The 25,033-nt window shown below is 62.9% G+C and carries 21 protein-coding genes; 14 read left to right on the plus strand and 7 right to left on the minus strand.

Going from position 1 to position 25,033, the window contains the following annotated elements:
• Positions 1 to 109: 109 nt before the first annotated feature.
• A complete protein-coding gene (locus tag JQ609_RS30555; RefSeq protein WP_192734786.1) occupies positions 110 to 571 on the minus strand; it encodes an Lrp/AsnC family transcriptional regulator in 462 nt (153 codons plus the stop codon).
• Between the two features lie 133 nt (positions 572 to 704).
• Between JQ609_RS30555 and JQ609_RS30560 the strand changes: the two genes are divergently transcribed.
• The 3 genes from JQ609_RS30560 (at position 705) to bla (ending at position 5,823) form a co-directional block, all read left to right on the plus strand.
• Positions 705 to 3,071, plus strand: coding sequence for a transketolase (locus JQ609_RS30560; protein WP_212276424.1), 2,367 nt, complete (start codon positions 705 to 707; stop codon positions 3,069 to 3,071).
• A gap of 281 nt (positions 3,072 to 3,352) precedes the next feature.
• Complete coding sequence (locus tag JQ609_RS30565) at positions 3,353 to 4,783, plus strand: aldehyde dehydrogenase family protein (RefSeq protein ID WP_212276425.1); 1,431 nt, start codon at positions 3,353 to 3,355, stop codon at positions 4,781 to 4,783.
• A gap of 149 nt (positions 4,784 to 4,932) precedes the next feature.
• A complete protein-coding gene (gene bla, locus JQ609_RS30570) occupies positions 4,933 to 5,823 on the plus strand; it encodes a subclass B3 metallo-beta-lactamase (RefSeq protein ID WP_212276426.1) in 891 nt (296 codons plus the stop codon).
• A gap of 28 nt (positions 5,824 to 5,851) precedes the next feature.
• Here the strand turns inward: bla and JQ609_RS30575 are convergent, their stop codons facing one another.
• On the minus strand, positions 5,852 to 6,817 hold the full coding sequence (locus tag JQ609_RS30575; protein ID WP_212276427.1) for an SMP-30/gluconolactonase/LRE family protein: 966 nt from the start codon (positions 6,815 to 6,817) through the stop codon (positions 5,852 to 5,854).
• Positions 6,818 to 6,911: 94 nt separating this feature from the next.
• Between JQ609_RS30575 and JQ609_RS30580 the strand changes: the two genes are divergently transcribed.
• Positions 6,912 to 7,730, plus strand: a complete 819-nt coding sequence (locus JQ609_RS30580; protein WP_212215136.1) for an NAD(P)-dependent oxidoreductase — start codon at positions 6,912 to 6,914, stop codon at positions 7,728 to 7,730.
• A gap of 91 nt (positions 7,731 to 7,821) precedes the next feature.
• Here the strand turns inward: JQ609_RS30580 and JQ609_RS30585 are convergent, their stop codons facing one another.
• Complete coding sequence (locus tag JQ609_RS30585; protein WP_212215138.1) at positions 7,822 to 8,514, minus strand: GntR family transcriptional regulator; 693 nt, start codon at positions 8,512 to 8,514, stop codon at positions 7,822 to 7,824.
• On the minus strand, positions 8,511 to 9,518 hold the full coding sequence (locus JQ609_RS30590; protein WP_212276428.1) for a Gfo/Idh/MocA family protein: 1,008 nt from the start codon (positions 9,516 to 9,518) through the stop codon (positions 8,511 to 8,513). Before JQ609_RS30590 ends, JQ609_RS30585 begins: the two co-directional genes overlap by 4 nt.
• A 168-nt stretch (positions 9,519 to 9,686) precedes the next feature.
• On the opposite strand from JQ609_RS30590, the gene JQ609_RS30595 reads away from it, so the two are divergent.
• Positions 9,687 to 11,396, plus strand: coding sequence for an IlvD/Edd family dehydratase (locus JQ609_RS30595; protein WP_212276429.1), 1,710 nt, complete (start codon positions 9,687 to 9,689; stop codon positions 11,394 to 11,396).
• Positions 11,397 to 11,412: 16 nt separating this feature from the next.
• On the opposite strand, the gene JQ609_RS30600 is transcribed toward JQ609_RS30595, so the two are convergent.
• Entirely contained in the window at positions 11,413 to 12,216 is an 804-nt protein-coding gene (locus JQ609_RS30600; protein WP_212276430.1) for an enoyl-CoA hydratase/isomerase family protein, read from the minus strand.
• 266 nt (positions 12,217 to 12,482) lie between these two features.
• On the opposite strand from JQ609_RS30600, the gene JQ609_RS30605 reads away from it, so the two are divergent.
• Entirely contained in the window at positions 12,483 to 13,733 is a 1,251-nt protein-coding gene (locus JQ609_RS30605; protein ID WP_212276431.1) for an NAD(P)/FAD-dependent oxidoreductase, read from the plus strand.
• A 103-nt stretch (positions 13,734 to 13,836) separates the two neighbouring features.
• Positions 13,837 to 14,823, plus strand: coding sequence for a sialic acid TRAP transporter substrate-binding protein SiaP (locus tag JQ609_RS30610; RefSeq protein ID WP_212276432.1), 987 nt, complete (start codon positions 13,837 to 13,839; stop codon positions 14,821 to 14,823).
• A 44-nt stretch (positions 14,824 to 14,867) separates the two neighbouring features.
• Here JQ609_RS30610 and JQ609_RS30615 read toward each other — a convergent pair whose 3' ends face one another.
• Complete coding sequence (locus JQ609_RS30615) at positions 14,868 to 15,776, minus strand: ribokinase (protein WP_212215147.1); 909 nt, start codon at positions 15,774 to 15,776, stop codon at positions 14,868 to 14,870.
• Between the two features lie 21 nt (positions 15,777 to 15,797).
• Entirely contained in the window at positions 15,798 to 16,691 is an 894-nt protein-coding gene (locus JQ609_RS30620) for a sugar kinase (RefSeq protein ID WP_212276433.1), read from the minus strand.
• A gap of 242 nt (positions 16,692 to 16,933) precedes the next feature.
• Between JQ609_RS30620 and JQ609_RS30625 the strand changes: the two genes are divergently transcribed.
• The 7 genes from JQ609_RS30625 to JQ609_RS30655 all read left to right on the plus strand — a co-directional run bounded on the left by JQ609_RS30625 (position 16,934) and on the right by JQ609_RS30655 (position 25,028).
• Positions 16,934 to 17,797: a VOC family protein gene (locus JQ609_RS30625; protein ID WP_212276434.1), complete on the plus strand. Its 864-nt coding sequence runs from the start codon at positions 16,934 to 16,936 to the stop codon at positions 17,795 to 17,797.
• Between the two features lie 135 nt (positions 17,798 to 17,932).
• A complete protein-coding gene (locus JQ609_RS30630) occupies positions 17,933 to 18,640 on the plus strand; it encodes a TetR/AcrR family transcriptional regulator (RefSeq protein WP_212276435.1) in 708 nt (235 codons plus the stop codon).
• A gap of 981 nt (positions 18,641 to 19,621) precedes the next feature.
• Positions 19,622 to 20,431, plus strand: a complete 810-nt coding sequence (locus JQ609_RS30635; RefSeq protein ID WP_192737218.1) for an ABC transporter permease — start codon at positions 19,622 to 19,624, stop codon at positions 20,429 to 20,431.
• A 64-nt stretch (positions 20,432 to 20,495) separates the two neighbouring features.
• Positions 20,496 to 21,494, plus strand: coding sequence for an ABC transporter substrate-binding protein (locus JQ609_RS30640; RefSeq protein WP_212210533.1), 999 nt, complete (start codon positions 20,496 to 20,498; stop codon positions 21,492 to 21,494).
• A gap of 121 nt (positions 21,495 to 21,615) precedes the next feature.
• A complete protein-coding gene (locus JQ609_RS30645) occupies positions 21,616 to 22,464 on the plus strand; it encodes an ABC transporter ATP-binding protein (protein ID WP_212276436.1) in 849 nt (282 codons plus the stop codon).
• A 12-nt stretch (positions 22,465 to 22,476) separates the two neighbouring features.
• Positions 22,477 to 23,880, plus strand: a complete 1,404-nt coding sequence (locus JQ609_RS30650) for a mandelate racemase/muconate lactonizing enzyme family protein (RefSeq protein ID WP_212276437.1) — start codon at positions 22,477 to 22,479, stop codon at positions 23,878 to 23,880.
• Positions 23,877 to 25,028, plus strand: coding sequence for a Gfo/Idh/MocA family protein (locus tag JQ609_RS30655; protein ID WP_212276438.1), 1,152 nt, complete (start codon positions 23,877 to 23,879; stop codon positions 25,026 to 25,028). The genes JQ609_RS30650 and JQ609_RS30655 overlap by 4 nt, the downstream gene beginning before the upstream one ends.
• Positions 25,029 to 25,033 lie beyond the last annotated feature (5 nt).

Genomic DNA, 25,033 nt, shown 5'->3' on the forward strand with positions numbered 1-25,033 from the left:
CCGAAGTGTCACAATATGAATCACACAAAATGCCGATTCGGGAATCCCCGACATCAGATGTGTGCATGCCCTAGGGCCTTCGCCGGGACGACGAAAGATAGATCTTTCCTCACACCGGTAGCGCGATCGAGTACTTCACCTGGCTCAGCGCAAAACTCGACTCGATCGACGCAATCCCATCCAGCCGCGTCAGCTTGTTTTTCAAAAACGCCTCATAGGACGACAGATCGGCGGCGACGACGCGCAGCAGGTAATCGCGATTGCCCGTCATCAGATAGCATTCCAGCACCTCGTCCCATTTCGAGATCGCCTTGGCAAACCGGTTGAGGTCCTCCTCTTTCTGTCGCGCGAGCTTGATCGAGATGAAGACGCTGACATGCAGGCCGAGCGATTTCTGGTCGACGGTGGCGATATAGCGGGTGATGACGCCGCGCTCTTCGAGCAATTTCACGCGGCGGTGGCAGGGCGATACCGAGAGCCCGACCTTCTCGGAGAGCTCCTGCATGGTCATGCGGCTGTCGGATTGCAGCAGGCTGAGGATCTTGCGGTCGATGGCGTCGAGGGCGTGCATTGGAATGAACTCTGGATAATGGGGTTCGGATTGGTGTTTTATCCCAATTTGGGACGGTATGTCGCGGGAAATTGAAATTTCTGGGGAGGCCAGTCCCGGTAAAATTTGGCTAGAATCCTTACGGAGCAACGCCATGCCCATCGAGCCCGCACGCCTGGAACTGTTGTCCGCGCTGTCGCGAAAAGTGCTCTGGCTGTCGTCGTGGACCATCCACCACGCCAATCACATCAGGCCCAATGCCGACGGCCTGAAGGTCGGCGGCCATCAGGCCTCCTCGGCCTCGCTCGCCAACATCATGTCGGCGCTGTATTTCTCGGTGCTGCGGCCGCAGGACCGCGTCGCGGTGAAGCCGCATGCGAGCCCGGTGTTCCACGCCATCCAGTATCTGTTCGGGCATCAGACCCGCGAGAAGCTGGAAAATTTCCGCGGCTTCAAGGGCGCGCAATCCTATCCGTCGCGCACCAAGGATGCCGACGACGTCGATTTCTCGACGGGGTCAGTTGGGCTCGGCGTGGCGCAAACCCTGTTCTCCTCGCTGGTGCAGGATTACGTCAAGTCCCATGGCTGGATGAAAGATCGTCCCGAGGGGCGCATGATCGCGCTGGTCGGCGACGCCGAAATGGATGAAGGCAATATCTTCGAGGCGCTCCTCGAGGGCTGGAAGCACGGGCTGCGCAACACCTGGTGGGTCGTCGACTACAACCGCCAGAGCCTGGACGCCGTGGTGCGGGAAGGGCTCTGGGAAAAATTCGAATCGATGTTCCGCAATTTCGGCTGGGACGTCAGAATCGTGAAATACGGCACGCTGATGCAGGCGGCGTTCGCCGAACCCGGCGGCGAGGCGCTGCGGCGCTGGATCGATAATTGCCCGAACCAGATGTATGCAGCGCTGTGCTTCCAGGGCGGTGCCGCGTTCCGAAAACATCTGCAGGATGACATCGGCGATCAGGGACAGGTGACGCAACTGATCGACCGGCGCAGCGACGAGGAACTCCTGGCGCTGATGTCAAATCTCGGCGGCCACGACATGACCAGCATGATCGATGCGTTCGAAGCGATCGACCATGATCGGCCGGTCTGCTTCATCGCCTACACCATCAAGGGCGTCGGGCTGCCGATGCAGGGCCACAAGGACAACCATGCGGGCCTGATGACGGTCGCGCAGATGGAAAAATGGCGTGCGGCGCAGAACATCCGTCCCGGTCATGAATGGGAAAAGTTCGAAGGGTTGTCCCAGGACCCGGCTGATCTCGAAGCGTTCCTCACCCAAGCGCCGTTCAACGCCGAGGGCCGCCGTCGCCTGACCGCACCCGTGATCGAGATGCCCGAGCGGCTCGCCTTCAAGCCGGCGGCGCAGATGTCGACCCAGCAGGGTTTTGGCCTGGTGCTCAACGAACTGGCGCGCGGCGACACCGAACTGGCTTCGCGCATCGTCACCACGTCGCCTGACGTGACGGTGTCGACCAATCTCGGCGCCTGGGTCAACCGGCGCGGGCTGTTTGCGAAGGCGGAAAACCACGATCTGTTCCGGCAGGAGAAAATCCCCTCGACCTTCAACTGGGATTTTTCGCCGAAGGGACAGCACCTCGAGCTCGGCATCGCCGAGATGAACCTGTTCATCATGCTTTCGGCGCTCGGTCTGTCGCATCAGATCAATGGCGAACGGCTGCTGCCGATCGGCACGCTGTACGATCCCTTCATCCAGCGCGGCCTCGATGCGATGAACTATGCCTGCTACCAGGACGCGCGCTTCATGGTGGCGGCGACGCCGTCGGGCATCACGCTGGCGCCGGAAGGCGGCGCGCATCAGTCGATCGCAACGCCGCTGATCGGCATCGCACAGGATGGCCTCGCCTCGTTCGAGCCGGCCTTTGTCGATGAACTCTCCGTGATCATGGGCTGGGGTTTTCAGCACATGCAGCATGAAGCGGGTGAGGGCGGGTCGGTCTATTTGCGGCTTTCGACGCGGATGATCGACCAGCCGCAGCGGATCATGACGCCGGACCTGCAGCGCGAGATCACCGACGGCGCCTATTGGCTGCGCAAGCCGGGTGCGAATTGCGACGTCGTGATCGCCTATACCGGCGCGGTCGCGCCGGAGGCGATCGAGGCGGTCGGCTTCATCGGGGAGAGCCACCGGGATGTCGGACTATTGGCGGTGACCTCGGCGGACCGGCTGCATGCAGGCTGGACCGCGGCGCGAAAGCTGCGCCGCGACCGTCGCGGCGTTCAGCATCTCAGCCATATCGAACAATTGCTGGCGCCGCTGCCGCGCGACTGCGGCATTGTCTCCGTGATCGACGGCCATCCGGCCGCACTGGGCTGGCTCGGCAGCGTGCGTGGCCACCGGGTGGAGGCGCTGGGCGTCGAGCAGTTCGGCCAGACCGGCACCATTGCCGACCTCTACCGCCACCACGGCATGGACGCCAATTCCATCATCGATGCGGCGGAAAGCCTCACCGTCGGGGCCCCGGTGCGGCACAGGAAGATGGCGGTGTAGTCGTCGCCCCGGCGAAGGCCGGGGCCCATACTCCGCGGCAGTCGTTGTGTTAAAAGGTGTCGGCCAGAGTAATGAGAGTTCACGGCGTATGGGCCCCGGCCTTCGCCGGGGCGACGGTTACCGTCTTGCCACCGCCACACCACTGACCTTATATCCGGTGCCCGCCGCAACGCGGCATCCCGCATATGGCGGGTTCAATTGCCGGGATTTTCGTGCAAGGATGCCTGCCGAACGCCCCCGTTCCCTTAATCCTTCCGCCCTGTGAAATAACGAGGTTTCCGATGGTCAACCGTATGCAATTCTACATCGACGGCGCCTGGGTCGATCCCGCCGTCAAGAAGTCCACGCCCGTCGTCAATCCGGCGACCGAAGAGGCGATGTATGAGGTTGCGCTCGGCTCGAAGGCCGACCTCGACAAGGCCGTCGCGGCCGCCAAGCGCGCCTTCGTGACCTATTCGCAGACCAGCCGCGAGGAGCGTGTCGCGCTGCTGGAGAAGATCATCGAGATCTACAAGACCCGCATGAAGGACATCGGCGCTGCCGTATCCGACGAAATGGGCGCGCCGCTGCCGATGGCAGAGCGGCTGCAGGCCGGCGCCGGCCTCGGCCATATCGCTTCCACCCTGGAAGTGCTGAAGAACTATCATTTCGAGGAAAACATCGGCACCGCCACGGTGCTGCGTGAGCCGGTCGGCGTCATCGGCATGATCACGCCGTGGAACTGGCCGCTGAACCAGATCGCCTGCAAGGTCGCGCCCGCGCTTGCCGCCGGCTGCACCATGATCCTGAAGCCGTCGGAATTCACGCCGACCTCGGCGCTGATCTTCGCCGAGATCCTCCATGAAGCCGGCGTGCCGAAGGGCGTGTTCAACCTCGTCAACGGCCTTGGCCCGGAGGTCGGCGCCGCAATGAGCGAGCATCCGGATATCGACATGATCTCGTTCACCGGCTCGACCCGCGCCGGCGTCGATGTCGCCAAGCGCGCCGCGCCGACCGTGAAGCGTGTCAGCCAGGAGCTCGGTGGCAAGTCGCCGAACGTGATCCTCGAAGGCGCCGACCTCACCAAGGCCGTCACCGGCGGCGTCATGCACATGTTCAACAACTCCGGACAATCGTGCAACGCGCCGTCGCGGATGATCGTGCCGCTGTCGAAAATGAAGGAAGTCGCCGCTATCGCGAAGGCGGTCGCCGACAAGACCAAGGCCGGTGATCCCCGCGCCGACGGCACCACCATTGGCCCCGTGGTGTCCCGCATTCAGTGGGACAAGATCCAGGCGCTGATCAAAAAGGGCATCGACGAGGGCGCAACGCTCGTCGCCGGTGGTCCAGGTCTCCCCGAAGGCGTCAACAAGGGCTTCTACGTGCGCCCGACCATCTTCGCCGACGTCACCAACGACATGACCATCGCGCGCGAGGAAATCTTCGGGCCGGTGCTCACGATTCTCGGCGCCAAGGACGAAGCCGAAGCGGTCAAGATCGCCAACGACACGCCCTACGGTCTGGCCGGTTACGTCACCGGTGACACCGTCGAAAGCGCGCGCCGGGTCGGTCGACAGATCCGCGCCGGCAACGTCAACCTGCAGGGCGTTCCGAACGAGCGGACCGCACCGTTCGGCGGCTACAAGCAGTCCGGCAACGGCCGCGAGTGGGGCAAGTACGGCCTGGAAGAATATCTCGAAGCGAAGGCGGTCGCCGGCTACAACGCCGCGTAAGCTGATGCGGCGCTGCTAACGCGGTCTATTCAAAACAATGCCGGCTGCCCCAAAGCAGCCGGCATTGTCGTTAGAGTGCATGGTCGAGGCTTGCATCAACGCGCGGCCGCAATGACGCGAAGAAAAAAACAAAAAAGGGGAGATCGGATATGAGGAAACTGGCCATTGCGCTTGTCGCGCTGATTCCGTTGACTGGCGCAGCGCAGGCGCAGAGCCTCAAGGATCTGCTCGCGACGCTGCTCGTGAAATGGAACGAACCGACAGAGCCGTTCAAGATGATCGGCAACGTCTATTATGTCGGCACCAACGGCCTGTCATCCTATCTGATCACCTCGCCGCAAGGTCACATCCTGGTCGATACGGTCATGCCGGAGGCGACCTCGCAGATCAAAGGCAATATCGAGAAACTCGGCTTCAAGATCACTGACATCAAATATTTGCTGAACACCCACGCCCATATCGATCACACAGGGGGTCTTGCCGAAATGAAGGCGGCGAGCGGCGCCCAGCTTGTCGCCGGTGAGGCCGACAAGCCGCTGCTCGAAGGCGGTTACTATCCGGGCGCGCGGGAGGAAACCGTGCTGAATTTCCCGCCGGTCAAGGTGGACCGCACGGTGCGCGAGGGCGATACGGTCACGCTTGGTGACGTGAAGATCACGGCGCGCGAAACGCCCGGCCACTCGCCGGGCTGCACCAGCTGGGAATTTTCGGTGAAGGACGGCGACGCGACGCGCTCGGTGCTGATCTTCTGCAGCGGCACCGTGGCGCTGAACCGCCTCGTGACCAACCCGACGTATCCCGGGATCGTCGCCGATTACCGCAAGACGTTCGCGCGGGCCAAGGACATGAAGGTGGATGTGCTGCTCGCGCCGCATCCGGAAATGTACAAGATGCAGGAGAAGCGCGCCAAGCTCGCCGATGGCGCGCCCAATCCGTTCGTCAATCCCGGTGAATTCAACGCCTATGCCGCGACGCTGGAAAAGGCGTTCGAGGAGGGACTGGCCAAGCAGACCGCCGCTGCGCAGGAAAAGAAGGGTTGAATCCGGCGCGGCGAGGGGATGGCGTAGACTATCCCCCGAGCGCGCCTTGCGTGTTCACATACAGCGCGTAGATCGACTGGCTCGCGGCCATGAACAGCCGGTTGCGCTTCAAGCCGCCGAAACAGAGATTGGCGCAGCGTTCGGGCAGGGCGATACGACCGATCATCACGCCGTCGGGCGCGAACACGACAACGCCGTCGAGTTCGGGATCGCCCATGCCCCAGCCGCACCACAGATTGCCGTCGGTGTCGGAACGCATGCCGTCGGGCGTGCCGGGGCCGGCATCGACGAACACGCGCTTGTCGGAAAGCGTGTCGCCGCCGGGCGAGACGTCGTAGGCGAGGATCTTGCGGGTCGGCACGCCCCGGGATTCGATAACGTAGAGAATCTTCTCATCCGGCGAAAAGCAAAGTCCGTTCGGTCCCAGAATGCCTTCGGCGACGATGGTGGCCTTTCCGCTTCCGCCATCGATCCGGTAGACATTCATGTCGAGTTCAGGCTCGGCCTTGTAGCCCTCGTAATTGCCGAGCAGGCCGAAGATCGGATCGGTGAACCAGATCGAGCCGTCCGATTTCACCACGACGTCGTTCGGCGAATTCAGCCGCTTGCCGCCAAAGGAATCGATCAGCACCGTGATCGATCCGTCATATTCGGTTCTGACGACACGGCGGCCGCCATGCTCGCAGCTGATCAGGCGGCCCTGGCGGTCGCGGGTGTGGCCGTTGGCGAAATTCGACGGCTTGCGGTAGTGGCTGACCGCGCCGGTCTCCTCTTCCCATTTGATGATGCGGTTGTTGGGAATGTCGCTGCAGAGCAGATAGCGCCCGTCGCCAAACCACACCGGTCCCTCGGCCCAGCGCATGCCGGTGGCCAGCCGTTCCACCGCCGACAGCTTGAGCCAGTATTTCTCAAACCTCGGATCGAGCGCGTGGATCGCCGGATCGGGATAATAGCTCGCCGGCTGCCAGGCGGCGCGGGGTGTTGCCTCGGACATTTGCTGTTCTCGTTGCTGTTGCGTTTCCTCGCAGAATGTTTTGCTATCATTGTCGGCCAGCGACCGCAAATCGCTCGTAAGTAAGAGGAAAGAAATGCCACGCATATTGATGACCGGCGCTGCCGGTGGAATCGGCACCAGCCTGCGCAAACTGTTGCCGCCGATCTATCCGGATCTGCTGCTGAGCGACCTGACAACGCCCGCGGATCTCGGTGCCAATGAGAAATTCAAGGCGGCCGATCTTGCCGATCCCACACAGGTCGAGGCGATCTGCGAGGGCGTCGACGGCATCCTGCATTTCGGCGGCTATTCGGTCGAAGGCCCGTGGGAACAGATCCTGCAATCCAACATCATCGGCTGCTACAATCTGTTCGAGGCGGCGCGCAAGAAGGGTGTCAAGCGGGTGGTGTTCGCTTCATCCAATCACGCGGTCGGCTTCTACCCCCGCCACCACCGGATCGGCACCGACGTCACCGCGCGTCCCGACAGCCGTTACGGCGTCAGCAAGGTTTTTGGAGAAGCGGTTGGCTCGCTCTATGCCGACAAGCATGGGCTTGGGGTGACCTGCCTGCGCATCGGCAATTTCGGCGAAAAGCCGCTGGATCACCGCCGGCTCGCGATCTGGCTGAAGCCGGAGGATCTGGTGCAGCTTTGCCGGATCGGGCTCGATCACCCCGACATTCATTTCGAGATCTTCTACGGCGCGTCCTACAACGAGCGCGCGTGGTGGGATAATCATCGCGCCTACGAACTCGGCTATCGCCCGACCGGCCGCGGCGAAGACCATCGCGAGCATGCGATGACCGAGCAGGCCAAGCTTAAGCCCGATCTGGTCAGCGATTTCTACCAGGGCGGCACGTTTTGCGGCATGGAGTTCGACGGCGACAAGAGCAGGATCGTGGATTGGAAATAGCCTCGATGGTCATTCCGGGATGGTCCGAAGGACCAGACCCGGAATCTCGAGATTCCGGGGTCGCGCTTCGCGCGCCCCGGAATGACGGCCGTTAGTTTTCGCCCTCATCCCCCGCGATGCGGTCGAGATAATCCGACTTGCTGAACTGCATGTGATCGACGCAGAGCTGCGCCAGCGCCCAGTTGTCGCGGCCTTTCAGCAGTTCGATCATGAATTCGTGCTGGCGCCGTGACAGCGCCAGCCCCTCTCTGTCGGCCAGATTCTTGGCACGCATCGGCAGCGTCAGGTTCATGTAGTCCTGCAGCGAGCGCACCAGATAGGGATTGCCGCAGGCGGAAAACAGCGCGACGTGAAAGGCGTCGTTGGCTTCGTGAATGCCGCGCAGGTCCTGGGCGTCGGCCCTGGCGCAATATTGCCGCTGCAACTCGCTCAACTGCTCGATCAGGCTTGCGGGTGCGGGCAGCGTGATCATCAATGCTGCCTGCCGCGTCAGCATTTCCCGGACCTCGTAGATCTGCCGCACTTCCTCGGCCGAATAGAACCGCACGGTCGCGCCGATATTCTTCTCGCGCAGCACGATGCCCTGGCGCTCGAGCTGAAACAGGCCCTGGCGCACGAAATGCCGGCTGGCGCGGTAGCGCGTCATCAGCGTGTCTTCGACCAGCCGCGAACCCGGCGCGAAGCGGCCGAAGATGATGTCCTCTTCCAGCCGACGGATCACTTCCGCCTGCTCTTCCTCTCGCGTCAGCGCGGAAATTTCGGTCAATGCTTCCTGTGGCTTCATTGCAAAGCCTCCCAGCCTGACAGGCGATAGCAATCCTCGACCAGCCGCAACGTCTCGAGATTATCCTGCGGCGCGGTCTCGAACGGCGTGTTGTCACGTAATGATTGTACGAAGTGCGCAATCGTCCGGTTGTAAGACCCCTGATATTCGGTGGCGAGATCGTAGACCCTTTCTTGGGGCGAAGCACCCGAGCAGATGAGCTGCGGCCCGTCGAGCTTGATGGCGCCCTTGTCGCCGAGAATTTCCAGCCGGTCGATCTGGGTGGCCGGATGCCCGTGCGCGGCAAAGCTCGCAAACACCGTGACGCCGGCGCCGTTGCCAGCCTGGAACTGGATCACCGCGCCGTCTTCGCCGACGAGTTGCTCGCTCGAGCGCGAAAGCGCAGCCGCCGTCACGCGCAGCGGCCCGAGCAGCATCCGCAACGTGTCGAGGTGATGGATCAGGACTTCCGCGACCAGCATGCGCTTTTCGCGGCGCATGAAGGGTTGCCGCTCAAGCGCCGGGCACAGCCCGTCCGGTCCCGGCAGTACGCCCGACGTCAGCAGCGTGAGCTGCGCCTGCTTGACGTTGCCGATGCGGCCCTCGCGCAGCCAGGCCGCGGCGTCGCGATAATATCCGCGAAAGCGCCAGTTCTCGTGCACCATCAGCCGCGTCAGGTCGCGGACCTCGGCAGCGAGGTCGGTCGCTTGCTGCAGGTTCGGCGCCAGCGGCTTCTGGCACAGCACCGGCAGGTGCTTGGCTGCCGCGAGCCGGACCAGCGGCGCGTGCATCTCGCGTGGCGCCGCGATGTCGATGGCGTCAACATCGGTCTCCGCCAGCATCGCTTCGGCGCTGGCGTAGATCTTGGGTATCTCGAATTCGGTTGCACGGCGTGCGGCGTTGTCGGCCGAGGGGTCGGCGACCGCCACAACGCGCGCCTGATCTGCTATACCGGCCCAAGCGATCAGATGGTGGCGGCTCACCATGCCGGCGCCGATAAGGCCAATGCGGAACGGCTTGTTCATGGATGCTCGCTTCCGATCATCGCTGGAAGTCAGCACGCATGGATATTATTGTCAATAATAGCGCATGATTGGTGGCGAATAGCGCAGCTTTCGGCGCCGAATATCAAATATTGACAATAATAACGCGGACTCCTTTAGTGCGAGCCTGCAGCGATAGGGAAGAACAAGATGGCTGATGATGGACTTCGCAAGGGACTGGCAAGTTATGGCGATGCTGGCTTCTCGCTGTTCCTGCGCAAGGCCTTCATCAAGGCGATGGGGTATTCCGACGATGCGCTCAACCGCCCGATCGTCGGCATCACCAACACCTACAGCGACTACAATCCCTGCCACGGCAGCGTGCCGCAGATCATCGAGTCGGTGAAGCGCGGCGTGATGCTGACCGGCGCGATGCCGATGGTGTTCCCGACCATCTCGATCGCCGAAAGTTTTTCGCATCCGACCTCGATGTATCTCCGCAACCTGATGGCGATGGATACCGAGGAGATGATCCGCGCCCAGCCGATGGACGCCATTGTCGTGATCGGCGGTTGCGACAAGACCCTGCCGGCGCAAATCATGGCCGCGGTCAGTGCGGATCTGCCGACCGTCGTCATTCCCGTGGGACCCATGGTGGTCGGGCATCACAAGGGCGAAGTGCTGGGCGCCTGCACGGATTGCCGGCGGCTGTGGGGAAAATACCGCGCCGGTGAAATCGACGATGTCGAGATCGAAGCCGTCAACGGCCGCCTCGCGCCATCGGTTGGCACCTGCATGGTGATGGGCACGGCGTCCACAATGGCGTGCATCACCGAAGCGCTGGGCCTGTCGCTGCCGATGAGCGCGACGATTCCGGCGCCACACGCCGAACGCTTCCGTTCCGCGGAAGCGAGCGGCAAGGTCGCCGCCGCGTTGGCCAAGGCGAAGGGGCCGCGTCCGAGCGAGTTTCTGACCGCGTCGTCGTTCCGGAATGCGCAAGTGGTGCTGCAGGCGATCGGTGGCTCGACCAATGGCCTCATCCATCTGACCGCGATCGCCAACCGCACCAAGCATCGGATCGATCTCGAAGGCTTCGACAAGCTCGGCCGCGAAGTGCCTGTCCTGATCGACCTGAAGCCGTCGGGTGAGCATTACATGGAGCACTTCCATCATGCCGGCGGCCTGCCGAAGCTGATGGCGCAGCTCGGCGACCTCATCGATCTCGATGCCAAAACCATTACCGGCGCGACGCTGCGCGATGTCGTGGCCAACGCCGAGGAAGTGCCGGGGCAGGACGCGATCCGTCCCCGCAGCAATCCGATCAAGCCGGAAGGTGCGATGGCGGTACTTCACGGCAACCTCGCGCCGCGCGGTGCCGTAATCAAGCATTCGGCGGCGAGCCCCAAGCTCTTGCAACATACCGGCCGCGCGGTCGTGTTCGAGTCCGTTGAAGACATGACGCTGCGGGTCGACGATCTCGCGCTCGACGTCAACGCCGACGACGTGCTGGTGCTGCGCAATGCCGGGCCGAAAGGCGCACCGGGCATGCCGGAAGCGGGCTATCTGCCGATTCCAAAGAAGCTCGGCCGTGCGGGCGTCAAGGACATGGTCCGGATTTCCGACGCGCGCATGAGCGGGACGGCGTTCGGTACCATCGTGCTGCACATCACGCCGGAATCCGCCGTCGGCGGTCCGCTGGCGCTGGTGAGGAACGGCGACATGATCCGGCTCGACGTCGCCAAACGCAGCATCGATCTCTTGGTCGACGATGCCGAACTCGAAAAACGCCGCGCCGCGCTGGCGCCGCCGACGACACCCGATTGGGCCAGGCGCGGTTACGCGCATCTGTTCAACGAGACCATCCTGCAGGCCGACGAAGGCTGCGATTTCGATTTCATGCGCGGCGAGGGCAAGGGCTAGGATTCGTTCGGCGCCTCTACTTCCCCTTGCTGGTGAACTTCTTCACCGCAACACGGAAATCGTCGGTGTGCATCGCGTCGATGATCTTCTCTTCCTCGGCATCGAGCTGCTGCCTGACCGGCGTCACCGCGGCCTGGTAGACCAGTGATTTGGTGCCGCTGATCGCCGCCGGCGGGTTCTGCGCCAATCGCTCGGCGAATTTTTGCGTCGCCGCCTTCAGCTCGGCCGCGGGAACCACCCGGGCGACCAAGCCCCAATCGTAAGCCTGCTGCGCCGAAAAACTGTCTTCAGCGAGAAACAGCTGCAGCGCGCGGCGGGTACCGACGGTGCCGACCATGCCGACGGTGCTGCCGCCGTCCGGCGACACGCCGATCTTGGCGTAAGCCGGCGTGAAGCGGGCGTCTTCAGCGGCGATGCAAAGATCGGTCACGAAGGCGAGCCCCATGCCGGCGCCGGCGGCCGAACCATGGACGCTCGACAGCACGATCTTCGGCATCCGCCGGATGGTCTCGATGAAGGCGTGATAGTGCTTCAGCAGCTCCCCGACCACAGGCGCAATGGTATCGGCGGCCGCGGCAGCACCGATGGTCTGCAGATCGCCGCCGGCACTGAAGGCGCGGCCTTCGCCCTGGATCACCAACACCCTGATGGCGTTATTGGCCTCGACCTCGGCGCCGAGCTGCTCCAATTTTTGGGCGATCGACAGGTTGATGGAGTTGAACGCCGCGGGGCGGTTGAGGGTGATGGTCGCGATCGGACCTTCGATCGTGAGCCGTGCCGGCTCGTCGGAAGAGGGAGCGGTATGATCTTGCGTCGACATCGAAATTACCTCCGATCGGACGGTTGCGGGGCATTTAAATAGCAGAAGGCGGGGGGTGACAATCCCGGGCCGGATTGGTGGGCGTAGACCTGAGGCTGTTCCAGCTGAGGGACGCCCTTGCGCGATCCGAAAGCTTTGGGCTTAATAGGGGTGCCCATCGTTCGGGACGCGGACACGAGCGCCGCTCTCACGAGGCGAAAGCCAACATCAGCAGTGAGAGGAGACGACATGGGTAATTCCTGTGCGCCTGCAATTGGGTTGTCCCGATGACGCAAGGACCGGTTTTGCAAGGGCCTGTCGTGCAAGGGCCTGTCATCATCGTCGGCGCCGGACATGCCGGCTTTCAGGTTGCGGCCTCGCTTCGCCAGCACGGCTTTGCCGAGCGTATCGCGCTTCTGAACGATGAGGGCCATCTGCCATACCAGCGGCCGCCTTTGTCCAAGGCCTATCTGAAGGGAACCGGCGGGCCTGACAGCCTGATGTTCCGGCCGGGAAAATTCTTCTCCGACCAGAAGATCGACCTGATTTCCGACCGTGCGGTGTCGATCGACCGCAGGGCGCATAAACTGTTGCTCGGCTCCGGTTCCTTCCTCGACTACGGCCATCTGGTGCTGGCGACCGGCGCGCGCAATCGCCTGCTCGACATCCCCAACGCCAATCTGGAGGGCGTGCGCTATTTGCGCACCCTCGACGAAAGCGAGGCGTTGCGGCACCGGATCGGATCCGGCCAGCGCGTCGTCGTGATCGGCGCCGGCTTCATCGGACTGGAATTCGCCGCGACCGCCCGGGGCAAGGGCCTGGAAGTCGACGTGGTCGAACTCGGCACCCGCGTGATGGCGCGCGCGGTGACCGCGGAAATCTCCGAATTCTTCCAGTCGAGCCACACCGCGGCCGGCATTCGCATACATCTCGGCGTGCAGGTCACGAGCATCGAGAGCCACGGCAGCAACGTCACCGGCGTCAGCCTCAGTGACGGCCGGCATATGCCTGCCGATCTCGTGGTGGTCGGGGTCGGTGTGCTGCCGAATGTCGAACTGGCGGCCGAAGCCGGCCTGCCGGTGGCGGCGGGCATCATCGTCGATGAACATTTGCTGACGGCCGATCCGGATATCTCGGCGGTCGGTGATTGCGCGCTCTATGCCAGCCCGCGCTTTGGCGGATCGCTGCGGCTGGAATCCGTGCAGAACGCGACCGATCACGCGCGCTGTGTCGCGGCGCGGCTCACCGGGGATGCCAAAGTCTATGACGGGCTGCCGTGGTTCTGGAGCGACCAGGGTCCCCACAAGCTTCAGATCGCAGGTTTGACGACGGGCTATGACCAGGTGGTGGTGCGCGGCGATCGCGGGCAGGGGGCGTTCTCCGTCTTCTGCTACAAGTCCGGGCAACTCGTCGGGATCGAATCCGTCAACCGCGCCGGGGATCACATGTTCGGACGGCGCCTGCTGGCGGCCAACGGCTCGATCGGGCCGGAGCAGGCAGCTGATAGCAGCTTCGATCTGAAGAGCGCGCTGACTTAAGTCGGAGTGACTTTGCCACCGGTCCACTTGCATCGGCGGACCATTTCGGCAACGCTGCTGCAGGCCCGCCAGAGGCTTCGGTGAGTCAATCGGGGAGGGTAGCATGTCCGCCTGGACACGCTGTCTGATGCTATGCAGTGCCATCATCCTAGCCACGGTCATGGCCAGCCCGACCTCGGCCCAGACCAAGCTGCGATGGGCGCATGTCTACGAGATCACCGAGCCCTACCACACCGAAGCGCTGTGGGCGGCGGGCGAGATCAGGAAACGCAGCAACGGCAAATTCGATATTGAGGTGTTTCCGGCTTCCCGGCTCGGCAACGAGAACCAGCTCAATGAGGGGCTTGGGCTCGGCACCGTCGATATCGTCTATGTCGGCACCAACTTCGTCGCGGCAACCTACAAACCGCTCGGCATCACCGGCGCGCCGTTCATGCTGCGTGATTTCGACCACTGGAAGGCCTATCGCGCCAGCAAGCTGTTTGCCGACCTTGCGAAGGACTATGAAGACAAGACCCGGCACAAGATCGTCGCGCTGACCTATTACGGGCAGCGTCATGTCACCGCCAACAAGCCGATCAGCAAGCCCGAGGACATGAAGGGCATGAAGCTGCGCGTGCCGCCGGCGCCGCTGGTCCTGATGTTCACCAGATCCGTCGGCGCCAACGCAACGCCGATCGCATTCTCCGACGTTTACAATGCGCTCCGGCAAGGGCTGGTCGACGGTCAGGAGAATCCGCTGCCCACGATCATGGCCAAGAAATTCTACGAGGTGCAGAGCCACATCGTGCTGACGGGCCACATCACGGAATCGATGGTGACAGTTATCGGCAGTCACGTCTGGAACAAGCTGACGCCGGACGACCGCAAGCTGTTTGCCGATACGATGCAGGAAGCCGCCGCGAAAGCGACGGAGGCGATCGAGGCTTCCGAGCGGGTTTTGGCGACACAGCTCAAGAAGCTCGGCATGACCGTGGTCGAGCCGGATCGCGCGGCATTCCGGAACGCAGCGGTGCCGCTGCACAATGATGCCGCGGCCGGCGCCGGATGGACGCGGGCGCAATACGACGAATTGCAATCGCTGAAGTAAGGGCGGCGTTTCGATAGCCCCGACGCGAACGTAACGGAGATGGCTCAGATGATCGCCGCCACTTCCGCGGCCGTCGGCATCGAGGGCGCTGCGCCCATCCGTTGCACACAGATCGATGCCGCGGCATTGGCATAAGCGAGGGCGTCGCGGATGGCTTTTCCATCCGCCAACTGCGCCGCGAGCGCGCCGACAAGGCAATCGCCAGCGCCGGTGGTGTCCACCGCCTTCACCTTGCGGCCGGGGATGACCGACGGCTGACCATCGATCATCGCAAGCACGCCGCGGCTGCCCAGTGTCACGCAGACGATCTGATCACGGTTTGACGGCAGCAACCGGACCGCTTCGATGAAGCTGTTGTCATCGTCGGTATCGCGAAGCTCGGTGCCGGCGAGCAGACCGAGCTCAGTCTCGTTGAGAACGAGGATGTCGACGAGATCGAGCAGTTCGCGTCCGAAGCGGGTCGCGGGCGCGGGGTTGAGTATCGTGGTCGCACCGGCAGCGCGGGCGCGATTGAAGAACGCCATGATCGTGGGCAGCGGGATTTCGAACTGGCTGACCGCAATGTCGCCTTTGGCGAGGATCGGCGTGCCGACATCCTCGGCACTCACTAGCGCATTGGCGCCGGGCACGACGACGATGGTGTTGTCGGCATTGGCAATCGTGATGAGCGCCGTTCCGGTATGGGCCCCGGCGGTGTCCTTGACGAAGGCGAGATCGACGCCTTGTGCGGCGAGAAATGTCCGCAATTGCTGCCCGAAGGCATCTGTTCCCAGCCGGCCGATCAGCGTGGTTGATACCCCGAGCTTGGCGGCCGCCACAGCCTGGTTGGCGCCCTTGCCGCCGGGGAAATACAATACTGCTTTGCCGGCGACGGTCTCGCCGACAAGCGGATGCCGGTCGGCGGTCGCCACCACATCCATGTTGATGCTGCCGCCGACGAAGACGCGTCCCATTTTCATCCCCACACCACGCGGTCAGGCCCCGACCGCGAACTCCTGCTTGACGGCGTCAATATCGGGGAGTGTCGGCAATCCGGCCTCGTTGCCGAGTCGCTGGATCTTGAAGGTCGAGGCCGCGCGCGCAAATTCGAAATGATCATGCCAGCCTTTGGCGGGGTTGCTCAGATAGGAATAGACGTAGGCGCCGTGGAAGACGTCGCCGGCGCCGTTGGTGTCGATCACACGCTCACGCGGAATCGGCAGCGCGGGCAGGCTGCGGACCGATCCCGTCTCGTCGTACCACAGCAAGCCTTTTTCGCCGAGCGTGACGCCGCCGACCCGGCAGCCGCGGCTCTTGAGATAATCCAGCATCGCTTCCGGGGTCTTGTCCATTTGCTCGCAGAGACGCTCGGCGACGATGGCGACGTCGATGAACTCCAGCAGCTCATGGGTATTGGTGCGCAGGCCGCCGCCGTCGAGCGAGGTCAGGATGCCGGCCTCGCGGCACAATTTGGCGTAGTGGATGGCAGCGTCGGGCTGATGGCCGTCGATGTGCAGCGCGCGGCAGCCTTTCAGATTGAGGATCGGAAACGGATGGATATGCTCGTCGTCACGGCAACGCACGATGGCGCGCTTGCCGTCCTTGGGCATGATGAAGGACAGCGAGGAGGCGTTGACCTTGCGCGGATGGATCGAGATCCCGTACTTCGCGCTCATGTCCTGAAACATGCGGCCGAGCCAGTCGTTGGCGACGGTCGCAATCAGATCGGGGACGATTCCGAGCTTGGCGCAGCAGAACGCCGCCGTGACCGCGTTGCCGCCAAACGACACGGCGTAGGCCGAAGCCACGTGTTTCTCGTCGCCGGTCGGCATGTGGTCGGTGATGAAGGTAACGTCGATATAGGTCTGTCCGATGAAGAGGGCCTGCATTCGTTTTCCGTCATTGTACTTCAGAGTGTTGGGCTGAAGGGTGGTCCGGTCCGGCGCGCTACATTAACACCGCTTGTCGGACGCATTCGCTGAAATTATTCGCAACCGTGCCGTCTTTGCGGCTTGAGAAGGGGATGTCAGGGGACTAGGACCGTCCTTGAGGGATCATCAGTATGCCGGCCATAACGGCTGACGGCTGCCCGGGGTTCCGGACGGTGCGACAAAAGGGGAGGGCTTTTCCCGTGATTACAGGCCTTGATCATGTGGTCGTCCTCACCGGCGATATATCGGCGGGCGAAGCGGCCTATCAGTCGCTGTTTGGACGGAGCCCGGCCTGGCGCAACAGCGGCGACGGCGCCGAGCGCGTGTTGTTCACGCTCGATAACGTGACGCTGGAATTGATGGCGCCTGATGGCAACGGTGAGGCTGCGTCGCGAATTCGCACCGTGCTGGCGGCGCAGGGTGAGGGGCTGGCGAGCCTTTGTTTTCGCACCAACGACATCACGAAATTGCACCGCAGGCTCGACCGGCTGACCCTGAAGCCGGAGCCGGTCGCCGAGGTCGAAAGCCGCGACGCGGTCACGGAGGCAACCTTGTCGTGGAAGCGCACCCGCGCCGCGTCCGATGCGACGCGTGGCATCCGGATGTTTTTCCTCGAACTGGCAAGGGAGCGCCCGCTGTCGGTGCGAACCGGGCCGGCCTCGATCACCGCGATGGATCATGTCGTGGTCTCGACGCCGGATCCCGAGCGGGCCGCCGCGCTGTATGGGGCGCGGCTCGGGCTCGACATGGCGCTCGACCGCTCGCATCCGGACTGGGGCCGGCTGATGTTCTTCCGCTGCGGCGATCTCATCGTCGAGGTCACGCACCGGCCGGGCAAGCCGGCAGCTGGCACGCAGGAGCAACACGACCGTCTGCGCGGGTTGTGCTGGCGCGTCGCCGACATCGACGCCACCCATGCGCGGCTGGTCGCGGCCGGTGTCGACGTCTCCGAGGTCCGCACCGGCCGCAAGCCGGGGACCCGGGTGATGACCGTGCGCAACGGCACCTGCGGCGTGCCGACGCTGCTGGTACAGCCGTCGGTGAAGCCGGGCGCGCCCGATTGATTCGACGTCATTGCAAGCGAAGCGAAGCAATCCATGCCGCCGCTGGGGATGCATGGATTGCTTCGTCGCTGACGCTCCTCGCAATGACGGGGATAGCATGCTAAATCTGATCCATGCGATCATCGAGCGATTGATTTGGCCAAGGCAAAACGTGTTCTGAAATGGCAGCGCGACCCCGAGGGGATGCGGATCCGTATTCTCGAGGCCGCCAAGCAGGAATTCGCCGCCCACGGCCTCGCCGGGGCGCGCGTCGACCGGATCGCGGCCAATGCCGGCGCCAACAAGCGCATGCTGTATTATCACGTCGGCAACAAGGAAGACCTCTACCTCGAAGTGCTCGAAGGCGCCTATGAGCAGATCCGCGCCGAGGAGCGCGGGCTTGATCTCGAACATCTCGATCCGCCTGATGCCATCGAGCGGCTGATCGATTTCACCTGGAACTATTTTCTGCGCAATCCGGAATTCCTGGCACTGCTCAACACCGAGAACGTGGCCAAAGCGCGCCACCTCAAACGCTCGACCAAGGTCAAATCGATGCACTCGCCGTTCGTCGAGATGATCCGCACGGTGGTCAACCGCGGCGTCGAGAGCGGCGACTTCCGCGTCGCGGTCGATCCGGTCCAGCTCTATATCTCGATCGCGGGTCTGTGCTTCTTCTACCTGTCGAACAGCGCGACGCTCAGTGTGATCTTCGGCCGCGACCTCCTGAAGAAGGAAGCGCGGGACGAGCGCCTCGCACACATGGTGGCATTGGTGCTGGCGGCGCTGACGGGGAAATCGACTGCCGATTTCGGCAAGGTCAAGGCGGCGGGGGTGCGGACGGCGGCTCATCAGCCGGTGTGAGCTTTTTGTCGTCCCGGCGAACGCCGGGACCCATACTCCGCGGCGGTTATTGTAACGGAAGGTATCTAACGTCAGCGCTCTCACCGATGGGCCGCGGCGTATGGGTCCCCCGATGCGCAATTGCGCATCTGAGGTCAAGCCCGGGACGACGGCTGTGTTTGTTGTTGGCACTATCATCCAAAACGCACTTTCGCGTTCTCGCGACGCCTTGCGCCCGAGCTTTGCCAGAAACTTCCCGCCCTTTCATAGAGAGGGCGCAGGGAAGACCGGGTGCGCGCTGCACCCGCGGTCCCGTGTGCGGTTTGCACTAAGTAGGCTGCACACGAGCATACAGGGCAGCGGAGAACACCCGGCCTTCCCTGCGCAATGGCTTTACGGCTTATGCCGTGCTCTCCCCGGAGACGAGTTCTTGGTTGACTCCGTCACTGCCGTTTCCGCTTGCGCTTCTCCGACAGCTTGACACCGGCAACGGGTGCCAGGACCACACGGTTTTGCCGTACGCCTCTGTCGCGTTACGTCTTCGCAACGTCAGCGTCCACCGCAACCCGCCCAACGTCCGTGACGACGGCCGACGCCCTCTGAGTGGGACGGGATGGCGAAAGATATGCACCTGATTTTCATTCTGGTAAACAGAAATATTTTTTACTTTGGGGCTTGACGCGATTTCCGTAAATCGGAAGTGATTTGCCCGTCGGGTCAGAATGTCGCACTCAGCCGTCATTGCGAGCGGAGCGAAGCAATCCATTCCTCGGCTGGGCGCGCCATGGATTGCCTCGCTTCGCTCGCAATGACGAGGAGAGGGCAGCGTCAAATTTGGCTGTCATTCCGTGGCTCGCGCCAAGTGGCGCGCCCTCAGATGCGCAATTCCGCATCGGGGAATGACCGCGGGACGAGCCTCAAAATGTCACAGGGAAGCCACTGGACAGTATTTATCCAACGGGTTAATTTCTCTCCGACAAGAACCTGATCAGGGAGCGAGACGTGGCCGAACCGAAGGGCCCCAGCGGCGTGACCAAAGCGCTTAACGCGGCGTGGGTGCGGCCGTTTTTGTTCCTGATTTTCATCGTCGTGATCTGGGACCTGACCATCCGCGTGTTCCGGATTCCGGCCTACCAGATCCCGGCGCCCGGCGATGTCGTCGCCGTGCTGTGGACCGACTGGCCGGAACTGCTGCGGCAGGCCTGGCCCACCACCTACGCCACCATTTGCGGGTTCCTGCTGTCGGCCGTGTTCGGTATTCCCGTCGCCATGCTGATCGCGGGATCGAAGACGGTGGAAAGCTATGTCTATCCGCTGCTGGTGTTCTCCCAGTCCGTGCCGAAGATCGCGATCGCGCCGCTGTTCGTGGTCTGGTTCGGGTTCGGCATCATCCCGAAAGTGATCTCGGCGTTTCTGTTGGGATTCTTTCCGGTGGTGGTGTCGGCGGTGCAGGGCTTCAAATCGGTCGACCCTGATATGGTCGATCTGGCGCGCGCGATGCAGGGCAGCCGCTTCAGGGTATTCTGCGCCGTTAACCTGCCGCATGCGATGCCGGCGATTTTCTCCGGCCTGAAAGTGTCGATTACGCTGGCCGTGGTCGGCGCCGTGGTCGGTGAGTTCGTCGGCTCCAATTCCGGGATCGGCTATGTGCTGCAGCGCTCGATCGGCACCTTCGATCTGCCGACGATGTTCGCTGCGCTGGTGATTCTCGCGCTGATGGGCGTGATCTTGTTCTGGATCGTCGACCGGATCGAAAGCCTCGTCATTCCCTGGCATGTCAGCCAGCGCGAGGACATCATCTTTGCTTCGTAAACTGTAACCCAAAAAGAAGCGACCCATCCAAGGGCCGCAAGCCAACACCAACGGGAGGACGACAATGATACGAGCTATGACTGCGGTTTCGGCCGCGTTGATCTGGACCGCGCTTTCAGTGCTTCCTGCATCCGCCGCCGACAAGGTGGTGCTGATGCTGAACTGGTACGTCTATGGCGAGCACGCGCCGTTCTATTACGGCAAGGCCAAGGGCATCTATGCCGCCGAGGGCATCGATCTCGAAATCCAGGAAGGCCGCGGTTCGGCGGCGACCACGCAGGCCGTTGCGGCCAAGACCGCCAATTTCGGCTATGTCGACGTGCCGACAATGATGCGCGCGGCGGTCAAGGGCGCGCCGATCGTCGCTACCGGCGTGCTGCTGCAGACCAGCCCGATGTCGGCGATGGGTTTCGTCGAGAAGAACATCAAGAAGCCCGAGGACATCAAGGGCAAGACGGTGGCGATCACGCCCGCCGATTCCATGACCCAGATCTGGCCGCTGTTCCTGAAGAAGACCGGCCTGAAGGAAAGCGATTTCCAGACGGTCGCCGGCGACGGCCAGACCAAGCTCAACGCCGTCATCAACGGCCAGGCTGATTTGCTGCTCGGCTACGTCATGGACCAGTCGATGAAGATCAAGGACGCCACCGGCAAGGACGTCAACGCGATCAAGTTCGCCGACTACGGCATCAACATGGTCTGCTCGGGCGTCGTCGCCAACACCGAGTTCGTCAAGTCCAATCCCGACCTCGTCAAGCGTTTCATGTCGGCGACCACCAAGGCCGTCGAAGCCGCCGAGAAGGATGCCAAGGGTGCAGCACAATCGATCCTCGACGCCAACCCCAAGGGCGGCAAGATCGAAACGCTGACGCAGGGCTTTGAACTGACGATCCCGCTCTATCGCACGGCGGAAACCAAGGGCAAGCGGCCGTTCGAGGTGACCGACCAGAACATGACCGACACGGTCAATCTGATGGTCGAGTATGGCGGCCTCGAAGCCAAGGCCAAGGACAATCCGAAGGCGTTTTATACCAATGATTATCTGCCGAAGGGTGGGTCCTGATCTCGTCATTGCGAGCGAAGCGAAGCAATCCATGGTGCCGCAAAGCAAGTATGGATTGCTTCGCCGCTTTGCTCCTCGCAATGACGAACGGCTCCCACTGCATTCGAACGGAATTAACTGAATGAGCGCAGCCACCAAAGCAACCAACGCCGATCAGCCCGCCGCGCATCTGCGGCTGGTGTCCGATCGGGCAGGCGCTGGCACGCCGGGGATCACGCTGTCGGGTGTGTCGAAGACCTATCGCTCGCGCGACGGCGATGTGCCGTCGCTGAAGCCGCTGGATTTTCATATCAACGAGGGCGAGTTCTTTGTCGTGGTCGGTCCGTCCGGCTGCGGCAAGTCCACGCTGCTGAAGATGATCTCGGGCCTGCTGGCGCCGTCGACCGGGGAAATCCTGGTCGAAGGCGAGCAGGTGACAAAACCGCACGGCAATGTCGGCATCGTGTTCCAGAACGCGCTGCTGCTGCCGTGGCGCAATATCCTCGGCAACGTGATGCTGCCGATCGACATGAAGCAGCTGCCGCGCGAGGAATATCTCGTGCGCGCCAAGGCGCTGCTCAAGATGGTCGGGCTCGAAGGTTTTGAGAAGAAGCTGCCCTGGCAGCTTTCGGGCGGCATGCAGCAGCGCGCCTCGATCTGCCGGGCGCTGGTGCACGATCCAAAAATCATGCTGATGGACGAGCCGTTCGGCGCGCTCGACGCCATGACGCGCGAGAAGATGAATGTCGAACTGATGCGGATCCAGCGCGAGACCGGCAAGACCGTGCTGCTGATCACGCATTCGATACCGGAAGCGGTGTTCCTGGCCGACCGCGTGCTGGTCATGACCGAACGCCCCGGCGCGATCGCGGCGATCTACGACGTGCCGCTGCCGCGCCCGCGTTCCCTGGATTCGATGGCCGATCCCGCCTTCACCGAACTGGTGCAGCGGATCCGCAAGCACTTCTTCACCCAAAGCGCGCTGGACTAAGGGGGTACCGCCATGCCTCCTCGCATTGCCGTGCGGGATATTTCGTTCTTCGAGCGGCCGATCCCGTTCGCGAAGCCGTTCCGGTTCGGCAGCGTGGTGATCACGTCGTCGGTGCAGGTTTTCGTGCGCGCCGAAATCGAGATCGAAGGCAAGGGCGCTTCGATCGGCGCCGGCGCCGAAATGATGGCCTCGAAATGGTTCGACAAGCGCGCGCATCTTTCGCCGCAACAAACCATCGACGGATTGCGCCGCGCGCTTGCGATCGCACGCGAGCTTTATCTGGCGCGATCCGGCCTTGACACCGCGTTCGGACACCACGCCGCCATCATCGCGGCCCAGGTGGAGGCCTGTGCGAATGAGGATATCCCGCCGCTCGCTGCCGGCTTTGGGCCGGCCGAGATCGACAAGGCGATCCTGGATGCGCTGCTGCGCGGGCTGGGCGCCAATTTCTTTGACGGCATGGCCGCAAATGTGGCCGGGATCGATGCGCGGCTGGCGCCCGATCTGGGGGATGACGCCATCGCGCAATTCCTGGCAGGACGCCGGCGGCTGGAGCGCGTCGCGATCCGGCACACGGTCGGCATGGACGACACGGTCGAAGGCGAGGGCGGCGTCGCCGACGCACACGAAAACGCCGGCGCGCGTTATTTTAAGCTCAAGCTGAACGGCGATCCCGCGGCGGATGCGGCGCGCCTGATCCGGATCGGCAATGAACTTGCGAAGCTGCCGTATGCGTACAAGGTGACGCTGGACGCCAACGAGCAATATGCCGATCTCGACGCGCTGGGCGCGCTGGTCGAGCGCCTCGACCGTGACAGCGCGTTGAAGCCGATCGCGGAAAAACTTCTGTATATCGAGCAGCCGATGCCGCGCGACATCACGCGGCAGTCGCCGCTCGGTGCGCTCACCGGCCGCGATTTCATCATCGACGAAGCCGACGATTCCTACGACGCCTTCCCGGCCGCCCGCGCGCTGGGCTATCGCGGTATCTCCTCGAAGTCCTGCAAGGGCATCTACAAGTCGGTCATCAACGCCGCTCGCGCGGCCAAATGGAGCGCCGACGGCGGACGGTATTTCATCTCGGGCGAGGACCTGACCTGTCAGGCCGGGCTCGGTGTCCAGCAGGATCTGGCGCTGGGAGCGCTGATCGGCGTCACCCATGCCGAGCGCAACGGCCACCATTATGTCGATGGATTTGCCGAGACGCCCGCTGCCGAGGCCGACGCGTTTCTGGTCGCGCATCCCGATCTCTACATCCGCGACGGCAATATCATCCGCCTGTCGATTCACGACGGCGATCTGCTGACGGGATCGCTGGCAGCGCCGGGCTTCGCGACATCAGTACATCCGGAGTGGTCGGAGTTGCCGCCGCTCCAACAACCAAAAGCAAGAACCTTGCAGGAGCAAGCGATATGACGACCAAACGCCTCGGCCTGATCATGAACGGTGTGACCGGCCGCATGGGGCTCAACCAGCATCTGATCCGCTCGATCGTCGCGATCCGCGACCAGGGCGGCGTGGTGCTTGGCAATGGCGACCGCATGATGCCGGACCCGATCCTGATCGGCCGTGATGCAGATAAAGTGGAACGTCTCGCCAGGCGCTTCAACGTCGAGCGCTGGTCGACCGACCTCGACAAGGCGCTGGCCGACAAGAACGACACCATCTTCTTCGACGCCGCGACCACGCAGGCGCGGCCCACGCTGCTGACCAAGGCGATCAATGCCGGCAAGCACGTCTATTGCGAAAAGCCGATCGCGACCAATCTCGATGAGGCCGTTGCGGTGCTGCGCCTCGCTGCTGCAAAAGGCGTCAAGCACGGCACGGTGCAGGACAAGCTGTTCCTGCCGGGCCTCAAGAAGCTCGCCTTCCTGCGCGACTCCGGCTTCTTCGGCCGGATGCTCTCGGTGCGCGGCGAGTTCGGCTATTGGGTGTTCGAAGGCGGCTGGCAGGAGGCGCAGCGGCCGTCCTGGAATTACCGCAGCGAGGATGGCGGCGGCATCATCCTCGACATGGTCTGCCACTGGCGTTACGTGCTCGACAATCTCTTCGGCGAGGTCGAGAGCGTGAGCTGCACCGGCACCACTGATATCCTCGAACGTTTCGACGAGAAGGGCAAGCAGTACAAGGCGACCGCCGACGACTCCGCTTACGCCACCTTCCGCCTCAAGGGCGGGGTGATTGCGCATATCAATATGAGCTGGGTGACGCGGGTCTATCGCGATGACCTCGTCACCTTCCAGGTCGACGGCACCCATGGCTCGGCGGTGGCGGGGCTGACCGATTGCGTCATCCAGGCGCGGCAGGCGACGCCACGACCGGTGTGGAATCCGGACGAGAAGCGCACGCATGATTTCTACGCCGACTGGCAGACGCTCCCCGAGAACGTCGTCTACGACAACGGTTTCAAGGAGCAGTGGGAAATGTTCATTCGCCACGTTTGCGAGGACGCGCCCTACAAGTATACGCTGCTGGAAGGCGCCAAGGGCGTGCAGCTTGCCGAATGCGCACTTCAAAGCTGGCGCGAACGGCGCTGGATCGACGTCGCTCCGATCAAGGTGTGAGGTTA

Source organism: Bradyrhizobium sp. AUGA SZCCT0169 (genome assembly GCF_018130085.1).
Taxonomy (GTDB): Bacteria; Pseudomonadota; Alphaproteobacteria; order Rhizobiales; family Xanthobacteraceae; genus Bradyrhizobium.

Coding starts and splice junctions, on each gene's coding strand:
- JQ609_RS30615 (WP_212215147.1), bottom strand. CDS start 15,776: ATGGGACGCGTCTTCGTCGGCGGCAGCATCAACATGGATGTGGTGGCG.
- JQ609_RS30555 (WP_192734786.1), bottom strand. CDS start 571: ATGCACGCCCTCGACGCCATCGACCGCAAGATCCTCAGCCTGCTGCAA.
- JQ609_RS30650 (WP_212276437.1), top strand. CDS start 22,477: ATGCCTCCTCGCATTGCCGTGCGGGATATTTCGTTCTTCGAGCGGCCG.
- JQ609_RS30620 (WP_212276433.1), bottom strand. CDS start 16,691: ATGCAGGCCCTCTTCATCGGACAGACCTATATCGACGTTACCTTCATC.
- JQ609_RS30580 (WP_212215136.1), top strand. CDS start 6,912: ATGCCACGCATATTGATGACCGGCGCTGCCGGTGGAATCGGCACCAGC.
- JQ609_RS30575 (WP_212276427.1), bottom strand. CDS start 6,817: ATGTCCGAGGCAACACCCCGCGCCGCCTGGCAGCCGGCGAGCTATTAT.
- JQ609_RS30610 (WP_212276432.1), top strand. CDS start 13,837: ATGTCCGCCTGGACACGCTGTCTGATGCTATGCAGTGCCATCATCCTA.
- bla (WP_212276426.1), top strand. CDS start 4,933: ATGAGGAAACTGGCCATTGCGCTTGTCGCGCTGATTCCGTTGACTGGC.
- JQ609_RS30595 (WP_212276429.1), top strand. CDS start 9,687: ATGGCTGATGATGGACTTCGCAAGGGACTGGCAAGTTATGGCGATGCT.
- JQ609_RS30585 (WP_212215138.1), bottom strand. CDS start 8,514: ATGAAGCCACAGGAAGCATTGACCGAAATTTCCGCGCTGACGCGAGAG.
- JQ609_RS30605 (WP_212276431.1), top strand. CDS start 12,483: ATGACGCAAGGACCGGTTTTGCAAGGGCCTGTCGTGCAAGGGCCTGTC.
- JQ609_RS30565 (WP_212276425.1), top strand. CDS start 3,353: ATGGTCAACCGTATGCAATTCTACATCGACGGCGCCTGGGTCGATCCC.
- JQ609_RS30640 (WP_212210533.1), top strand. CDS start 20,496: ATGATACGAGCTATGACTGCGGTTTCGGCCGCGTTGATCTGGACCGCG.
- JQ609_RS30655 (WP_212276438.1), top strand. CDS start 23,877: ATGACGACCAAACGCCTCGGCCTGATCATGAACGGTGTGACCGGCCGC.
- JQ609_RS30560 (WP_212276424.1), top strand. CDS start 705: ATGCCCATCGAGCCCGCACGCCTGGAACTGTTGTCCGCGCTGTCGCGA.
- JQ609_RS30600 (WP_212276430.1), bottom strand. CDS start 12,216: ATGTCGACGCAAGATCATACCGCTCCCTCTTCCGACGAGCCGGCACGG.
- JQ609_RS30590 (WP_212276428.1), bottom strand. CDS start 9,518: ATGAACAAGCCGTTCCGCATTGGCCTTATCGGCGCCGGCATGGTGAGC.
- JQ609_RS30645 (WP_212276436.1), top strand. CDS start 21,616: ATGAGCGCAGCCACCAAAGCAACCAACGCCGATCAGCCCGCCGCGCAT.